The sequence below is a fragment of the Prevotella illustrans genome, from assembly GCF_017426725.1.
Lineage (GTDB): Bacteria > Bacteroidota > Bacteroidia > Bacteroidales > Bacteroidaceae > Prevotella > Prevotella illustrans.
The window spans coordinates 50,785-67,337 of the sequence record NZ_JAERMS010000005.1 but is presented as its reverse complement, the minus strand read 5'-3'; the positions used below and the strand labels follow the sequence as shown (position 1 = coordinate 67,337).

Genomic DNA, 16,553 nt, shown 5'->3' with positions numbered 1-16,553 from the left:
GCTTTGCCTGATAGCGGAGATATGAGACGTTACGCAATAACGTTTGGGTTTGACGGAACTGCGTATCATGGTTGGCAGATACAGCCTAATGGCGTTTCCGTGCAGCAAAGGTTGCAGGAAGCCTTAAGCCTTGTGTTGCGCGACGACATTTCTGTAGTGGGGGCCGGGCGGACCGACGCGGGCGTTCATGCCCGTAATATGGTGGCCCATTTTGACTTTGCCCGGGAAGTGGCGTGCGATCAGCTGGCCTATCGGCTGAACAGAGTATTGCCAAATGATATTGCCGTGTATGCCGTGAAGCGAGTGGATATTGATTTTCATGCCCGTTTTTCCGCGGTCAAACGAACCTATCATTATTATATCCATTTGCGGAAAGATCCTTTTCGTCGTCATTATTCTTATGAATTACATGGTAATCTCGATTTCGGACTGATGAATGAAGCCGCGGCTTATTTGTTGGATATAAAGGACTTTGCGGCTTTCTGTAAAAGTAATAGTGACGCCAAGACCACGATCTGTAACGTAATGACCGCGCGTTGGGTGAAGGAGTCTGATTATTGTTGGTACTTTGAGATAGCCGCCGATCGTTTTTTGCGTAATATGGTAAGAGCTGTCGTGGGTACTCTGTTGGATGTTGGGCGCCATCGCGTTTCGCTGGAAGCGTTTCGTGATATCGTAGCTTCGGGCAGTCGGTCGGAAGCGGGTGAGAGTGTGCCGGGGAATGCCTTATTCCTTGAAAATGTAGAATATTAGTATGTGGTTGATCTTAGCTTTCTTGTCGGCAGCCCTGTTGGGTTGTTATGACTCGTGTAAGAAGACCGCTCTTGAGGATAATTCTGTCGTTCCCGTTCTTTTTCTGAATACGGTTATCTGCTCTTTGATATTCTTGCCTTTTATTATTCTTTCGGGGTGCACGGGTATCTTGGATGGAAACGTATTCTTTGTGCGGCAGGTAGGGTGGGATGTGCATAAGTATATCATCCTAAAAAGTATCATTGTTCTTTCCAGTTGGGTGTTTGGTTATTTTGCGATGAAGCATTTGCCGCTGACCATTGTCGGGCCTGTCAATGCTACGCGTCCGGTTCTTGTATTGGTCGGTGCCATGCTGGTGTATGGCGAACGACTGAACGGCTGGCAGTGGTTAGGTGTATTGCTGGCTATCGTTTCTTTGGGAATGCTGAGCAGAAGCGGGAAGAAGGAAGGTATTGATTTTCAACATAACCGCTGGATATATTTCTTATTGTTGGCCGCAGTCTTGGGAGCCGTGAGCGGTTTGTATGACAAGTTTCTGATGGCGGGCAGAGAAGCAGGCGGGCTTGGGCTGAATCGCATGGTGGTGCAAAGTTGGTATAATCTTTATCAAATGCTGTTGATGGGGATTGTCTTTGTGTTACTGTGGTGGCCTGTGCGGAAACAAGGAACCCGTTTTCGGTGGAAATGGACAATATTGTTTATTTCTCTCTTCCTTAGCGCGGCAGATTTTGTTTATTATTACGCTCTGAGTTTGCCGGGAGCGATGATTTCCATCGTGTCGATGGTAAGACGCGGAAGTGTCATTGTAAGTTTTCTGTTCGGCGCCTTCCTCTTCCATGAGAAGAATCTGAAGTCTAAAGTTTTCGACCTGATGTTGGTTCTGCTGGGAATGATCTTTCTTTTTATCGGTTCCTATAAATAGAACAGGGCCGTATAGAGTGAAATTATTGAAAGTAATTCTTTTGCGATTAGATATATTTCTTGTAACTTTGCGAATAGAATCGTAAGAAAATCAATATGGCACAGAATATCTTTAAGGGGCTTGGAGTTGCGTTAATTACACCGTTTACGGTAGAGGGAGAGGTGGATTACAAGGCCTTGGCCGGATTGGTAGACTATCAGATAGTCAATGGTGCTAACTTTTTATGTATATTGGCAACGACAGGTGAAACACCTTGTTTGACCCGTGAGGAAAAAGATAAAATTACAGAAACAGTCAAGCAGGTGAATAATGGTCGTGTCAGGATATTGAAATATTGCGGAAGTAATAATACGGCAGCAGTTGTAGACGAGATTCGTAGCACCGATTGGAGCGGCATAGATGGTATTCTGAGTATTTGTCCGTATTATAACAAACCATCTCAGGAAGGACTTTATCAGCATTTTAAAGCGATTGCGGAGACCAGTCCGTTGCCCATTGTGCTCTATAACGTGCCCGGAAGGACCGGTATTAATATGAAACCTTCAACAACCATAAGGTTGGCGCGTGATTTTAATAATATTATAGCGATCAAAGAGGCGAGTGGTAGTTTGGAGCAAGTAGATGAGATTATCAAGAATAAGCCCGATAATTTTGATGTAATCAGTGGTGACGACGCACTGACATTCTCTATGATAGCCAGTGGGGCTGCCGGGGTTATATCTGTTATTGGTAATGCTTTGCCCAAGGAGTTTTCACGGATGATTCGTTTGGAATTTAAAGGAGAGTATGAACCTGCACGGAAAATACACCACATGTTTACCGAACTCTACAGCCTGTTGTTTGTTGATGGCAACCCGGCCGGTGTTAAGGCCTTGCTGAATGATATGGGTATGATAGAAAATGTATTGAGACTGCCGCTTGTTCCAACAACAATCAAAACGAAACAAAAGATGGCTGAAATTATAAAGGATTTGCGGATTTAGCTTTCTATTCTATTATATAAATTGGTAAAAGGTAAATAAAATCATTGTAAATCTTCTGAAAGATATTCAACGGTCTTACTGATTTCTCCTGCAATAGATTCATTCATCAGTTTTCGAATCATATTTATATCATCATATTTTGCGTAAAGGTACATTAATTTGGTAGTAGCAGCTTCTACAGTGCTGTCGTAGCCTGAGATAACCCCTGCGTCTTTGAGTTGATAGCCCGTGTTGTATCTTCCCATTTCAACTCGTCCCGAAATACATTGGCTGATGTTGACAACACTGACGCCTCGCTTGGTGGCCTCGCGCAACAGCCTGATGAGCCATGGTTGCTGCGGCGCGTTTCCGCTACCATAGCTTCGCAGTACGATTCCCTTAAGCTCAGGCGCGTCAATCAGTTGACGAACAACGTTTTCCTGAATGCCGGGGAATAAAGAAAACACCATGATATTGGGATTCAAATCGAAATGGGGAGTCATAGGCTTGGAGAAGTCAGGGGTGAGAATATGATGAGAATGGAACGTGAAATTGACACCGGCTTCGCATAGATGTGGGTAATTAAAAGTGTCGAAAGCGTTAAATTCATCGGCATTTTGTTTGGTTGCACGATTTCCTCGCAACACTTTCCCACTAAAATAAATACATACTTCGGGAATGAGTGCCCTCCCTCTGTCATCAGTGAGTGAGGCCAGTTCGATGCTGGTAACGAGATTTTCCTTTCCATCCGTTCTCAACTGTCCGATAGGCAGTTGGCTACCAGTAAGGATCACCGGTTTAGTCAGATTTTCAAGCATGAACGAAAGGGCAGAAGCTGTGTAGGCCATGGTGTCTGTGCCGTGGAGAATGACAAAGCCGGCATAAGTTTGATAATTCTCATTGATGATCTTGACTAATCTGGCCCAGGTTGTAGGGTCGATATCACTGGAATCAATGGGCTGTTCGAATTGGTATATGTCAATGGTAGCTTTGATATATTTCATTTCAGGGACATTGTCTCTTAAATGGTTAAAGTCCAGAGGCTCTAAAGCGCCCGTAAATGGATTACGTCCCATTCCGATTGTACCACCGGTATAAATCAATAATACTTTATTCTCCTTTTGTGACATTCTTAAAATCGATGTTATGAATTGAATTAAATGCAAATTTAAATTAATTTCCATTTCGAACCAAATATTATGGTTACTTACTATAAAATATTCATACGCAAGCGTATTGATATTGTATCTGCTTTAACGTGACTCAACAGTCTCTTATTAGAATAAATTAGTAATAGAATCCTCATAATGTTGTATTTTTGCCTTTTTCTTTAAGTTTTTTAGCTTTTCTTTTGGATAATATGATAATATTTACTATTTTTGCATTTGTAAAGGTGTTTCTAAAGCAGGAGCTATTGAAAAATTCATTATACATATTGTCATATATCCTTTTTGTTTGCACTTGTTGTGATTTTAATTTGAAATCATTGGGCGAACAAGAAGAAAGCGTGATCAAGATATATCGTTATGATCGCTTGGAAAGCCGTTATCTGACTACAGGTGACTTCTCGGCTTTACAACAGATGAATACGGAATATCCAATAGAAACTCGTACCTTGGTCGAGAATGTATTGAAAATAGGAGCTGTGTATGAGCCAAATATTAACAATAAGTTTCTTAGTTTTTATCAAGACACGACACTCCAAACTTTGATATCGGATGCGGAAGCTCAATATGCGAATATGGATGATATCAAACAGGCGTTTAATGACGCGTTTGCTCGATTGAGGAAGAAAATCCCCGGAGTTCCTATTCCCGATATTTATACACAAATAGGGGCTCTTAACCAAAGTGTTGTTATCGGTGATAAATTGATTGGAATTTCTTTAGATAAGTATTTGGGTGAGGATTACCCTTTGTATCTAAAGTATTACCCTAAACAGCAGAGAATGACCATGACCCGTGAGTATATTGTGCCCGATGGACTGAGTTTTTATTTGTTGAGCCTGTATCCGTTGGAAAATCTGGGTACGCGTTCACAAAGAGAACATGATTTGCACATGGGAAAGATGATGTGGGTTACAAATAGATTGATGCATAGAAAATTCTTTTCATCTCCGTTTGTTGCTTCGGTTGATAGATTTATGGCTTCGCATCCGACTTATACGATAAAAACGCTATTGGAGAGTAATGATTACAGGAACTTTAAGTAGAAATTCTTTTACGCTCTTTTGTATTTGCATCCTTGGATAATGTTCTTCTTCTTAAGGTAATTGGTAAGAAGATTCGTAAATTCAAAATTCTTAAGTCCCCATTGAGGAGCGACAAGAAGGTCTTTAGGAGACTCGCTAACAAAGCGATCTATAACGATGTCTTCACGAAGACGGCTGATGTATTCAGCGACAATGTCTATATATTCCTCGGCTGTGAAAACATGAAAGGGGGTGTTTGCAAAGTCTTTAGCGAGTTGAGTTCCCTTAATGATCTGCATTTGGTGAAGCTTTATGATGTCAATGGGGAGTGCTGACATGCAATCCGCTTGCGCAATGATCATTTCTCTATTTTCACCGGGAAGGCCAAGTATCATGTGAGCTCCCGTGACGATTCCTCGTTCATGTGTTTGTTTGATAGCCCGTTTGCTGCATTCAAAGGTATGGCCTCGATTTATGTTTAGTAATGTGTCATCATATATGGATTCAACACCATATTCTATAATGACCATTTTAGATTGGTTGATAAAAGACAGATAATCAAGTAATTCTTCGGACACGCAATCGGGTCTGGTACCGATGACCAGACCAACTACATCCTCTTGGGCCAAGGCTTCTTCATAAAGGGATTTTAAATGTTCGATGGAACCATAAGTATTTGTATATGCTTGGAAATATGCCAGGTATTTCATATTGGGATATTTCCGATTAAAGAACGTTTTCCCTTTTTGTATTTGTTCGGTAATACTAATATTGCTTTCTGTGTATGCAGGACTGAAAGTTCTATTATTACAGTAAGTGCACCCTCCTCGGCCTATTCTTCCATCACGGTTGGGGCATGAAAAGCCTGCGTCAATAGATATTTTTTGTATTTTAAAGGGGAATTGCTTGTTGATCCAGTGTCCAAAGTCATTGTAAACCATTTGCTGATTTTGAATTTATTAATCATTCTTTTGCAAAAGTACCATTTTTTCTCTACCTTTGCTTGGTGTATATAATAAATAACTTTGTGCATGTATGAAAAGATTGATTTCTTTATCTGCAATCAGCTTGTTTGCAGTTTGTCAACTTATGGCTTTTGAGAAACTAACAATAGCGGATATTACTTCAGGCAAGTTTGCTGCGACTTTGATAAGTGAGATTCGTCCTGTGCCAAATACAAATCAGTATGCCTGTGTATCAGATGACCAAACGAAGATAGAATTATATTCCTTTAAGACAGGAAAGCAAGTTCAGACATTATTTGACGCAAACAATACGCAAGGGGAATTGATAAAGAAAGTGGATGGTTATATTCTTTCGCCAGATGGCAGCAAGCTGTTGATTCAGACTGCGACAAAGAGAATCTATCGACGGTCATTTACCGCAGAGTATTATATATATACAATTAAAAGTAGGAAACTCAAGCGATTGTCCGTCAATGGCCCCCAGCAGTCGCCTGTTTGGTCGCCGGATGGTCATCAGATTGCATTTGTGCGAGCCAATAATATCTATCTTGTCAAGTTGCTTTATGATAACGCGGAGTCGCAGGTAACAAAGGACGGCAAGCCTAATGAGATTATTAATGGAATCCCGGATTGGGTGAATGAAGAAGAGCTTTCTACAAGCTCATCATTGGTGTTCACTGCTGATGGGACGATGATTTGTTGGATAAAATATGACGAGCGCGCCGTAAAAGAATATTCACTGCAACTGTTTAAGGGCTCGCATCCAACCCATAAAGAGTTTGCCAACTATCCCGGATTTTATACGTATAAGTACCCTAAAGCAGGTGAAGTGAATGCTCAGGTATCTGCTTGGGCTTATGATATTCAATCGCACAAAACAAATCGCCTGCAAGTACCATTGGATAAGGATGACTATATGCCACGAATTAAGGCGACGTTGGATCCTAATAGGATTATCGTATTTACGCTGAATCGGCATCAAGATAATTTAAATCTATATTCTGTGAATCCGCGAACAACTTTATCTCAACTTATCATTAATGAAAAAGCGGATAAATATGTGGAGGAAGAAGCAATAGAAGGTGTTATTATTTCACAAAACAGTATTATCTTGCCCAGTGATCGCGATGGATTCATGCACCTCTTTGAATATAGTATGAATGGTACATTGAAGCGTAAGATAGGTAATGGGAAATTTGATATAACCAAAGTCTATGGATATGATGAGAAAACGGGGGATGTTTATTACCAAGCGGCAGCATTGAATAGTCATGACAGACAGGTTTATGTTGCGCATAAGAATGGAAAAACGGAACGAATTACGCGTAGGGAGGGTTGGAATGATGCGATTTTTTCGGGTGACTTTCAATTTTTTGTTAATACTTGGAGCGATTATAATACTCCATATAGGTATGCAATCCTTACTAATTCTGGAAAAGAAATTGTTGGATTAGAGTCAAACGAATCATTAAAGAAAACGATTGTCGAGTATGGTTTTTCCAAGCGTGAACCTTTCTCTTTTGTCACACGGGAAGGGGTGTCGTTAGATGGATGGATGGTAAAGCCTTTAAATTTTGATAAAAGTAAAAGATATCCGGTAATTTTGTATCAATACAGTGGTCCCGGTTCGCAGCAAGTAAAAAACAGCTGGAGTTCAGGCAGTATGGGGCAAGGTGGTGCGTTTGATTCATTTTTAGCACAGCAGGGATTTCTTGTCGTCTGTGTTGATGGTCGTGGAACAGGTGCCCGTGGTGCAGAGTTTGAAAAGTGTACCTATTTGCGTTTGGGAGTGCTCGAGGCTAAAGACCAGGTAGAAACTGCACGATGGCTTAGTACGCTACCTTATGTTGATGCTTCGTCTATAGGAATCTGGGGGTGGAGCTTTGGTGGCTTCAATACACTTATGAGCATGAGTGATGGCAGTGCAGTCTTTAAGGCCGGTGTTGCGATCGCTCCACCTACGAATTGGAAATTCTATGACTCTATTTACACAGAACGATACATGCGTACTCCGAAAGAGAATCCTGAGGGCTATGAGGATAATCCTATCCAGAGAGCAGATAAATTATCCGGCGCATTACTAATCTGTCATGGGATGGCTGATGACAATGTTCATCCTCAAAATTCTTTCGAATATGCAGAAGCTCTGGTCCAGGCGGATAAAGATTTTAGAGAAATATATTACACAAATCGCAATCATAGTATTTATGGAGGTAATACTCGTAACCATTTATTGCGGCAAATAAGCAATTTCTTCATAGAACAACTAAAGAAATAGCTTAATTTATTACAGAAAATTGTACTATAATGAAAGTAAAACCCGGTTTTAAACTTTTGACTGTGTGTGGGGAACACATGGTCATTTCCGAAGGAGTTGAGAATATCAATTTTGATAACATAATAAGTATGAATGAGTCTGCTGCTTATCTTTGGCAGCATGCTCAATCTTGTCCATCCTTCACGATAGATGATCTTGTTGAGTGGATGGTACAAGAGTATGATGTAGAATCTTCTGTTGCAGCAATAGATTGTAAGGATATTGCCAACCAATGGGAGTCAGCGGGACTCATTGAGCCAGACTGAAGAACTGTTGCTTCATTTGCAAGGGGAGAATGATAGTTTCTCGCCAATTTCCATTTTGACTTTGTAGCAGAGTAATAATAACTTCCGAATAGGGAAGAGGCTGGTCCATATCTTGGAATAAAGACGCCATTTTATGCTCTGCGTGGAGAGCATGTGGCTTCTACCCTTGCGATAGAAGCCAATGGCAACTGCTTTGATATCTTCAATCAAGCAATTCTCACACATAATATTGCCGTCACCTCTTAATGTAACCTTATTGTTATTGATGGAAATGATTCTGTGAACAACATACTTATTCTCTGTCAGTTGAGCCAGAACAACATCTCCGACGGAGTAGGATTCGGCTTGCACGAACACCGCGACATCACGCTTGTTTTCCAAAATAGGCCGCATACTATAACCCGTTAACCGAAGGGAAACATGCTTGCCTTTTTTTAGATATTTAATGATCTCCGGAATCAAAATCGCGTTTTCGATAGTGACTATTTTTGTTTTGCAACTGTTTTGCTGCATAATAATGCCGATTCTTTATCTGGTAAACAATGAAGGGTATAATGTGGAACCGATTCTGTAATTAGTTTAATCGTTTCACAAATCTTTTCATAAATTTCTTTGTCCCATTTCATTGAAGAACAAGCGTTAAGCAATGAGATAAATGCCTCGATGGGCTTAACTTGTTCTATTGTATTACGGGTTGCCCTGTCTATTCTTATAATTGCTCCCAATTTTGCTTTAACCTGTCTATAGCAAGGCGTCTTGCCGCTCCACGGACTTCCAAAAGCATAGACTGTACCATCGATAACTCGTAGTATAGGGTTATCATCATTCATCAAATCACAATTTGGAATATTTTGGATCCAATTATTAGCCTGAGTGCTCTTGCCGGTACCGCTATTTGCTATAAATGCGTAGCCTTTTTGATCATGTCTTACTAATGCCGCATGAATGAGCAAGGTTTCATGTAGACTTCCTGCAAAAGCGTAAGTCAGCATTAGTGCATTGTTAAAGCCGAGCTTTTGGTTTATAAAGTTACCATAAAGCATACATTGACATTGACTAAAAGACTTGTTTGTGTGAAGAAGGCAACACTTTTGACCTTGGAGGTTGCTGATCTTGAATTGATAGCCGCCTTCATGGCGTTGCTCTACAATAATGATACAGCTTCCTGTATCAACAGTCCTGATCCTATTGACCGACTCATCAGGGAATGGAGAGAGGTTATTTGTAAACAGAATATTGAATAGTAATCTCTCTGTATTGACAGGTGTTGTAGTAAAAGGCATGAAAGGAAACAAAAAATGCTTCCCCGGTATGGCTTCTTGACCAAAGTCTAATTTGATGTAATGCTCCGCGATCTTGAAAAAATAGTTCACTTGCGTTTGTTCTTTTTGTTCTTCTTGGGTACTTGTTGTACTATAGCATTCTCATTTTCATCATTTTCAAAGATGATTGCTTTGTATATGAAATCCGAATCAGATAAATATTTGATAATATAATTCTGTTTCTTCGATGTCATATAGCGTTTTTTCAGTGCCAGATATTTTTTTTCTATATCTTTACGCTTGAGAGAGAAGAACGTTGTACATGTTGGAGTTTTAAGTCCTTGGTCTTTTAAATAGTCTCTTAATTGATAAGAATAATTTTCTTTACTATACAGAAAATTGGTCTTTGAATCAATCCAAATAGAGTCAACCTCTTGTATATTTGTAAAATAAACAGTGGAATCATTAAATGATGAAGCAAAGCCAAAAAGAAATCCTTTTGTTGCTATGTGTTTAGCACTGGCGGATAATCCACACACCAATAGTAGTGCAGCTAAACAAAATCCTTTTAGTTTCATAAACTGGTTGTTATCAATAATTCGTATTCTATCTTCCAAGATAGGATCTTAACATTTTATTTTGGGTATTATGGCGCAGACGACGAATTGCTTTTTCTTTAATTTGCCTAACTCTTTCTCTTGTGAGTTCGTATTTATCGCCAATCTCTTCTAACGTCATTTCGGGCATTCCGATACCAAAGAAAGCCTCTATGACATTTCTCTCTCTCTCATTCAAGAGGCTCAGGGCTCTGCCGATTTCTTCCCTTAATGATTCTATCACGAGGTCATTGTCTGCAGAAGGGGTGTCAATATTTGGTAAAATATCAAGTAGACCATTCTCTTCACCTTCCGCAAAGGGTGCGTCTACCGAGATATGTCTGCCATTTACCTTTAGTGCTTCTTCTATTTTGTCTTCCGGCAAATCTATCCTGTCTGCAATTTCATCAATATTGGGACGGCGTTCATTTTCTTGCTCAAACTTACTGAGCATTCTATTGATTTTATTCACCGAACCAACTTGATTGAGTGGCAGCCTGACGATACGACTCTGTTCCGCAATAGCCTGCAAAATGCTTTGTCGAATCCACCATACAGCGTAAGAGATAAATTTGAATCCTCTTGTTTCATCAAACTTCTCTGCGGCCTTAATCAATCCCACGTTACCTTCATTAATCAAATCAGGTAGGCTGAGTCCTTGGTTTTGATATTGCTTCGCAACAGAAACCACAAATCTAAGATTGGCTTTAGTCAACTTCTCCAGTGCCTTTCGATCACCTTTCCTGATACGTTGTGCCAATTCCACTTCTTCTTCCACGGTAATCAGCTCTTCATGGCCAATTTCCTGTAGATACTTATCAAGAGAGGCACTCTCTCGATTCGTGATAGATTTTGTGATTTTCAGTTGTCTCATTAAGTGTTAAAATTGCATGCGTAGTTGCAAATTTAGTACATTATTTTTTTTTCACCAATATTTTTGATAGTTATTTACATTTTTACCCAGAAAAGGTTGCATAATTTATGCTTTTTGACGCATAAACTATACAACCTGAAAAATATTAAAGTTTGGTTATATTTATTCGCTTACTTTTACGACTTTGTAGTCTTGCTTGCCTGTAGGCCACATTCCCTTGATAATCAGCACCGGATCTTTACTTGTCGAAGCGGCCTTTACTGCTTCTTGTAAGTCTGCGATTGTCTTGATGGGTTTGTCGTTGGCATACATGATAATGAATCCAGAACCAATTCCACCATCTTTGATGGCTCCCTTCTCAACCTTAGTTACTTCCAATCCGAAAGTGATGTCTAATTGTTCTTTCGTATCCTTACTTACAGGCTTAAAGCTTGCGCCAAGCACATCTAAATCTGCGGTCTTCACAAGTTTAGTGTTGCCTTGAGTATTTTTAAGCGTAATTGCCTTCGACTTCTTGACCTTGTTGTGAAGGTATGTGATTGTTACTTTATCGCCAGGGCGTTTCTTGGACAGATATTCCTGAAGTTCTGATATCTTGGTAATCTTTTTATCATCAATATTGACGATTACATCCTCCTTCTGGACCCCGGCACTTGCTGCTGAACTGCCATCTTCTACGCTGTCAACATAAACACCTTCATTGGTTCCTAAATCTACTTGTTTGTCTTTTTCCTTTTGGTTGTTGATATAGTCGAGCACGTCACCGCCTCTGATTCCAAGAACAGCTCTTTGAACGGTACCGTATTCTTTCAGGTCTGACACAACCTTATTCATTATAGTCGTTGGAATTGCAAAACCGTAGCCGCTATAGGAACCTGTCTGCGAATAAAGCATCGTGTTGATTCCCACCAGTTCACCTTTGGTATTAACCAAGGCACCCCCCGAGTTTCCGGGGTTGATAGCCGCGTCTGTTTGAATGAAGCTGGCTACGCTTGGTCCATCTTCTCTGCCACTGAGCGATCTGGCTTTCGCGCTGACAATACCGGCAGTCACTGTTGAGCTTAAGTTGTATGGGTTACCTACAGCGAGTACCCATTCGCCCACTTTCAGCTTGTCGCTGTCGCCGATTGGAAGGGTAGGGAGATTCTTAGCGTTAATCTTGATTACGGCCAAGTCGGTTGTTGGGTCTGTCCCAATAATTCGTGCGGAGTATTCACGGTTGTCATTCAGTGTAACAGTTAGTTCGTCAGCTCCATTTACAACATGATTGTTGGTAACGATATAACCGTCTTGACTAATAATGACACCACTTCCGGTAGCTTCCCTCTTCGGAGTCTGCACTCTACGTTTCTGTGTGCCGCCGTTGCCTTGATTAGGATTTCCAAAAAAACCAAATGGACCAAAGAAATCTTCAAAAGGATCGGTTTGCACGTCTACAGTCTGAATCTTTGAGTTCTGTACATATTTAATATGAACGACAGCCGGTAGTGCCTTGTCTGTTGCGTAAGTTAAGTCGACGGGTTGTCCCATGACCGACGATTCTGCGTTTCTTGCAGCGTTCACTCTCATGAAGCTACCTGCTGAAAATGCCAATGCGGTAACGCACATGGCTGTTAAAATCAAATTAGAATGCTTTTTCATAATGCTTCTTATTTTCTAATGTTTTTATTTTACTTATTGTCAAACCCTTGTTAAGTGTTAAATCGAGACGGGCGTCTTTGTTGTTTGGTTGCAAATATATATATATTAAGCTGAAATAAGTTAGGTTTGAGTTAATTATTATCCCAATTTAACAATAGTGTTAATCCTATTAACTGCTATTAATTGCTGGTCGGTTATTTTTCACAATTATTTCACCCCGAGCTCTTGAGCCAGGAAGCGGGAGGTGTAGCCCCGCGTTGACTTTGCCATATTTTCAGGTGTCCCTTCAAAGATGATATTTCCGCCGTTTCGTCCCCCTTCCGGACCGATATCAATGACGTGGTCTGCCAACTTGATGACATCCAGATTGTGCTCTATAATAATAACGGTATTGCCACGATCTACCAGTGTTTGAAGAACATTCATTAAAATCCTGATATCTTCAAAATGCAGTCCGGTCGTAGGTTCATCAAGAATATATAGCGTTTTACCCGTGTCCCGTTTTGATAATTCCGTTGCCAACTTCACACGCTGGCTTTCGCCACCGGACAGCGTAGTCGAACTTTGTCCCAACTTGATATAGCCCAGGCCGACTTCCTGCAATGTTTTAATTTTATTCAAGATATTGGGAACATTCTCGAAAAACTCAACAGCCTGGTTAATGGTCATATCCAATATATCCGCAATACTCTTGCTTTTATACCTTACCTCAAGCGTCTCGCGATTGTACCGCTTGCCGTGACAAACTTCACATGGAACAAAAACGTTTGGCAGAAAATTCATTTCTATACTTCGATAGCCATTACCGCCACAGGCTTCGCATCGTCCGCCTTTCACATTGAAAGAGAATCTTCCGGGCTTATAGCCTCTTATCTTAGCCTCCGGCAAGTTTACGAATAGCGACCTGATATCACTAAACACCCCCGTATATGTAGCCGGGTTACTCCGTGGTGTCCTTCCTATAGGACTTTGGTCCACATTAACGATCTTGTCGATATTTTTTATACCCTCGATCGTATCATATGGCATAGGCTTTTTTAGTGAGCGGTAGAAGTATTTTGAAAGGATAGGCTGTAGCGTTTCGTTGATCAGCGTCGATTTACCAGAGCCTGATACGCCGGTAACAACAATCAATTCACCTAACGGGAATGTTACGTCTACATTTTTGAGATTATTCCCCCGGGCATTGTGTATTTCAATGCTTTTCCCATTACCTGTTCTTCTTTTTGCCGGCACTTTAATTTCTTGTTTTCCATTTAGGTATTGTGCCGTAATCGTGTGTGTCTTGAGCATTTCTTCAGGAGTTCCTTGAAATACCACCTGACCGCCTTTGCGTCCGGCTTTCGGTCCGATGTCTATAATCCAGTCTGCCGCCAACATCATGTCTTTATCGTGTTCAACAACAATGACGGTATTGCCTAAATCCCTAAGCTCCTTCAGTGATTGTATCAATCGTTCGTTGTCACGTTGATGCAGACCGATACTTGGCTCATCGAGGATATACAGCACATTGACAAGTTGACTGCCAATTTGGGTCGCCAGGCGTATGCGTTGGCTCTCGCCACCCGAGAGCGACGCGCTGGGCCTGTTAAGGCTCAAGTAGTCCAACCCGACATCCAGCAGAAACGTAATCCGTGTTCGGATTTCCTTGATGATTTCTTCCGCAATAGCCTTTTGTTGGGGCTCCAGATGTTCTTCCACATGATCGGTCCAGTCTTTCAAATCAAGAATATCGAGACCCGCTACATCCGCAATGTTCTTATCCCAGATTTTGTATGAGAGTGCTTCCTTATTCAGTCTTTGCCCGTGACATTCCGGACATTCCGTTACAGCTAAAAACTGGTCAGCCCATTTCTGGCCTGCGGCGGTGTCATCATTTTCAATTACATTTTTAATATATTTGATAATGCCATCAAAAGTAACGAAATAATCTGTAGAAGTATGTACCAGTTCCTTATCAATCTTCACATTCTCTAAGCTCCCATAGAGCACTTCTTCCATGGCTTCCTGTGATATCTCTTCTATAGGGGTTTTTAAATTAAAGCCGTATTTGGCAAGTATCGCCTCTATCTGCCAGAAAATCATTTGGTTCTTATACTTGCCAAGGGGCGTTATCCCGCCATCGTGAATATTGACTTTTGCGTCAGGTATAACCTTTTTGATATCTATTTCGTTTACGAAGCCTAAGCCTTTGCAATGGGGGCATGCTCCTTCCGGCGAATTGAACGAAAAGATGTTAGGAGCAGGATCTTTATAGGAGATTCCTGATGTAGGACACATCAAACGCTTTGAGAAGTATTTGCCCGAATTAGACTCCTTGTCCAGTATCATGATAAGCCCGTCCCCCTGTTTCATGGCTGTTTCAACGCTTTTCCGCAACCTCTCCTCCAGTTGTCGCGCACGTTTATCGTCAAAATCGCTGGTGTCAGGAGCCTTGAGCTTGTCAATAACCACCTCTATATTGTGGTTTTTATATCTGTCTGTTTTCATTCCACGCGTGATTTCCAGAATCTCTTCATCCACGCGTATATACAGATAACCTTTTCGGCGCATGCTTTCAAACAACTCTCTGTAGTGCCCCTTTCTGTTACGTACAAGTGGAGCCAGAATATATATTGACTTTCCGGCATAGGCGTCAAAGATCATTTTGATGAGTTTTTCTTCGGTATATTTCACCATTTTCTCACCGGTGACATAGCTGTAAGCCGTTCCTGCCCGTGCGTATAACAACCTGAGATAGTCATAGATCTCTGTTGTAGTGCCCACTGTCGACCTCGGATTTTTGTTTGTTGTTTTCTGTTCAATGCTGATAACGGGACTTAATCCTGAAATCTTGTCTACATCCGGGCGTTCCATATTGCCGAGAAAGTTTCGTGCGTAGGCCGAAAATGTTTCGATATACCTACGTTGCCCCTCTGCGAAAATCGTGTCAAAAGCCAACGAGGATTTTCCCGAACCTGATAGTCCGGTGATAACGGTCAGCGAGCCTCTTGGTATTTCAACATCAATATTCTTTAAATTATGGACCCTGGCGCCCAACACTTCTATCTTATTCATTATTCGTCCGTTCTGTATATCCTCTAAGTAGGTTTACGTCTGTTTTGATATTAAAGTCTCTGCCGTCTGCTCCTTTAGCTTTTACGAGACAGAAGTAAACACCTTGTTTCATCTCTTTTCCATGACTTTTGCCATCCCAGCCTTCTGCGGGGTTGTCCCATTCGTACAACTTTTGTCCCCAACGGTTGAAGATGGTGGCGTGAAATTTCACGATACTTTGATACCCGGCTTTGGGCTTGTAGATATCGTTGATTCCGTCATTGTTGGGAGAAAAGGCATTGGGCATTTCCAGTTTACTCTCATAGACTGTAATTGTAATCGGCGAAATGTCTTCTTCCGTAAACGTGATTGTGTCTTTATCATGCACGAAAATGGCATAAAGTTGAATGTAATGAGTTCCGGACTTGCTGATCTCAAGAGAAGTTTCTTCTTCATATCGCTTCAAATATGGAGTTGTACGGTCTTTATCAAGGTAGAATCGCCATTCGTAGAACGCGTCCCAACCGCCGGTGTCGGATGGTCTGGCCTTAAAACGACACGATAGGGGAGCAGAGCCTGAATAGGTTGTAATATCCGTAAGCTGTTCTTCACCCGGTGGGGTTATATCTGCCGAAGGGTTGACGCTCGGCAGGGATTGTCCATGGCAAAACATTGATAGTGTCCACAGAAAGACAATCAATAATACACTTCTTATATTTGTCATCGCTACTTTCTTAAAGATAACAAAGTTACACAAAAACTATGACA

General features: G+C 41.1%; 16 protein-coding genes. 7 read left to right on the top strand and 9 right to left on the bottom strand.

What is annotated here, in order from left to right:
* Positions 1–21: 21 nt before the first annotated feature.
* From truA to dapA, 3 genes are all read left to right on the top strand, one after another.
* Complete coding sequence (gene truA / locus JHU38_RS03005; protein ID WP_107580842.1) at positions 22–753, top strand: tRNA pseudouridine(38-40) synthase TruA; 732 nt, start codon at positions 22–24, stop codon at positions 751–753.
* 1 nt (position 754) lies between these two features.
* The gene (locus JHU38_RS03000) at positions 755–1,675 is read left to right on the top strand and encodes a DMT family transporter (protein WP_107580841.1); all 921 of its coding nucleotides are present in this window, start codon (positions 755–757) and stop codon (positions 1,673–1,675) included.
* Positions 1,676–1,770: 95 nt separating this feature from the next.
* Entirely contained in the window at positions 1,771–2,658 is an 888-nt protein-coding gene (gene dapA, locus JHU38_RS02995; RefSeq protein ID WP_107580840.1) for a 4-hydroxy-tetrahydrodipicolinate synthase, read from the top strand.
* A 41-nt stretch (positions 2,659–2,699) separates the two neighbouring features.
* Here the strand turns inward: dapA and JHU38_RS02990 are convergent, their stop codons facing one another.
* Entirely contained in the window at positions 2,700–3,767 is a 1,068-nt protein-coding gene (locus JHU38_RS02990; protein WP_107580839.1) for an asparaginase, read from the bottom strand.
* A gap of 284 nt (positions 3,768–4,051) precedes the next feature.
* Here JHU38_RS02990 and JHU38_RS02985 point away from each other — a divergent pair, with 284 nt between their 5' ends.
* On the top strand, positions 4,052–4,849 hold the full coding sequence (locus tag JHU38_RS02985) for a gliding motility protein GldB-related protein (protein WP_199222628.1): 798 nt from the start codon (positions 4,052–4,054) through the stop codon (positions 4,847–4,849).
* Between the two features lie 8 nt (positions 4,850–4,857).
* On the opposite strand, the gene JHU38_RS02980 is transcribed toward JHU38_RS02985, so the two are convergent.
* Positions 4,858–5,769, bottom strand: a complete 912-nt coding sequence (locus tag JHU38_RS02980) for a TIGR01212 family radical SAM protein (protein WP_107580838.1) — start codon at positions 5,767–5,769, stop codon at positions 4,858–4,860.
* A gap of 94 nt (positions 5,770–5,863) precedes the next feature.
* On the opposite strand from JHU38_RS02980, the gene JHU38_RS02975 reads away from it, so the two are divergent.
* Positions 5,864–8,071 (top strand): S9 family peptidase, encoded by a 2,208-nt coding sequence (locus JHU38_RS02975; RefSeq protein WP_107580837.1) that lies wholly within the window; start codon positions 5,864–5,866, stop codon positions 8,069–8,071.
* A 29-nt stretch (positions 8,072–8,100) separates the two neighbouring features.
* Positions 8,101–8,376, top strand: a complete 276-nt coding sequence (locus JHU38_RS02970; protein ID WP_107580836.1) for a PqqD family protein — start codon at positions 8,101–8,103, stop codon at positions 8,374–8,376.
* 12 nt (positions 8,377–8,388) lie between these two features.
* On the opposite strand, the gene JHU38_RS02965 is transcribed toward JHU38_RS02970, so the two are convergent.
* Positions 8,389–8,889: a S24/S26 family peptidase gene (locus tag JHU38_RS02965; protein WP_107580835.1), complete on the bottom strand. Its 501-nt coding sequence runs from the start codon at positions 8,887–8,889 to the stop codon at positions 8,389–8,391.
* Positions 8,859–9,419 (bottom strand): hypothetical protein, encoded by a 561-nt coding sequence (locus JHU38_RS12515; RefSeq protein WP_317196008.1) that lies wholly within the window; start codon positions 9,417–9,419, stop codon positions 8,859–8,861. The genes JHU38_RS02965 and JHU38_RS12515 overlap by 31 nt, the downstream gene beginning before the upstream one ends.
* 30 nt (positions 9,420–9,449) lie before the next feature.
* On the opposite strand from JHU38_RS12515, the gene JHU38_RS12510 reads away from it, so the two are divergent.
* Entirely contained in the window at positions 9,450–9,620 is a 171-nt protein-coding gene (locus tag JHU38_RS12510; protein WP_317196007.1) for a hypothetical protein, read from the top strand.
* Positions 9,621–9,745: 125 nt separating this feature from the next.
* Here the strand turns inward: JHU38_RS12510 and JHU38_RS02955 are convergent, their stop codons facing one another.
* The 5 genes from JHU38_RS02955 to JHU38_RS02935 all read right to left on the bottom strand — a co-directional run bounded on the left by JHU38_RS02955 (position 9,746) and on the right by JHU38_RS02935 (position 16,509).
* Positions 9,746–10,216, bottom strand: a complete 471-nt coding sequence (locus JHU38_RS02955) for a hypothetical protein (RefSeq protein ID WP_199222627.1) — start codon at positions 10,214–10,216, stop codon at positions 9,746–9,748.
* Positions 10,217–10,244: 28 nt separating this feature from the next.
* Positions 10,245–11,108, bottom strand: coding sequence for a sigma-70 family RNA polymerase sigma factor (locus JHU38_RS02950; protein WP_207859300.1), 864 nt, complete (start codon positions 11,106–11,108; stop codon positions 10,245–10,247).
* 162 nt (positions 11,109–11,270) lie between these two features.
* Entirely contained in the window at positions 11,271–12,749 is a 1,479-nt protein-coding gene (locus JHU38_RS02945) for a Do family serine endopeptidase (RefSeq protein WP_107580832.1), read from the bottom strand.
* 207 nt (positions 12,750–12,956) lie between these two features.
* Positions 12,957–15,806, bottom strand: a complete 2,850-nt coding sequence (uvrA, locus tag JHU38_RS02940; RefSeq protein WP_107580831.1) for an excinuclease ABC subunit UvrA — start codon at positions 15,804–15,806, stop codon at positions 12,957–12,959.
* Positions 15,799–16,509: a gliding motility-associated C-terminal domain-containing protein gene (locus JHU38_RS02935; RefSeq protein ID WP_107580830.1), complete on the bottom strand. Its 711-nt coding sequence runs from the start codon at positions 16,507–16,509 to the stop codon at positions 15,799–15,801. The genes uvrA and JHU38_RS02935 overlap by 8 nt, the downstream gene beginning before the upstream one ends.
* Positions 16,510–16,553: the final 44 nt, after the last annotated feature.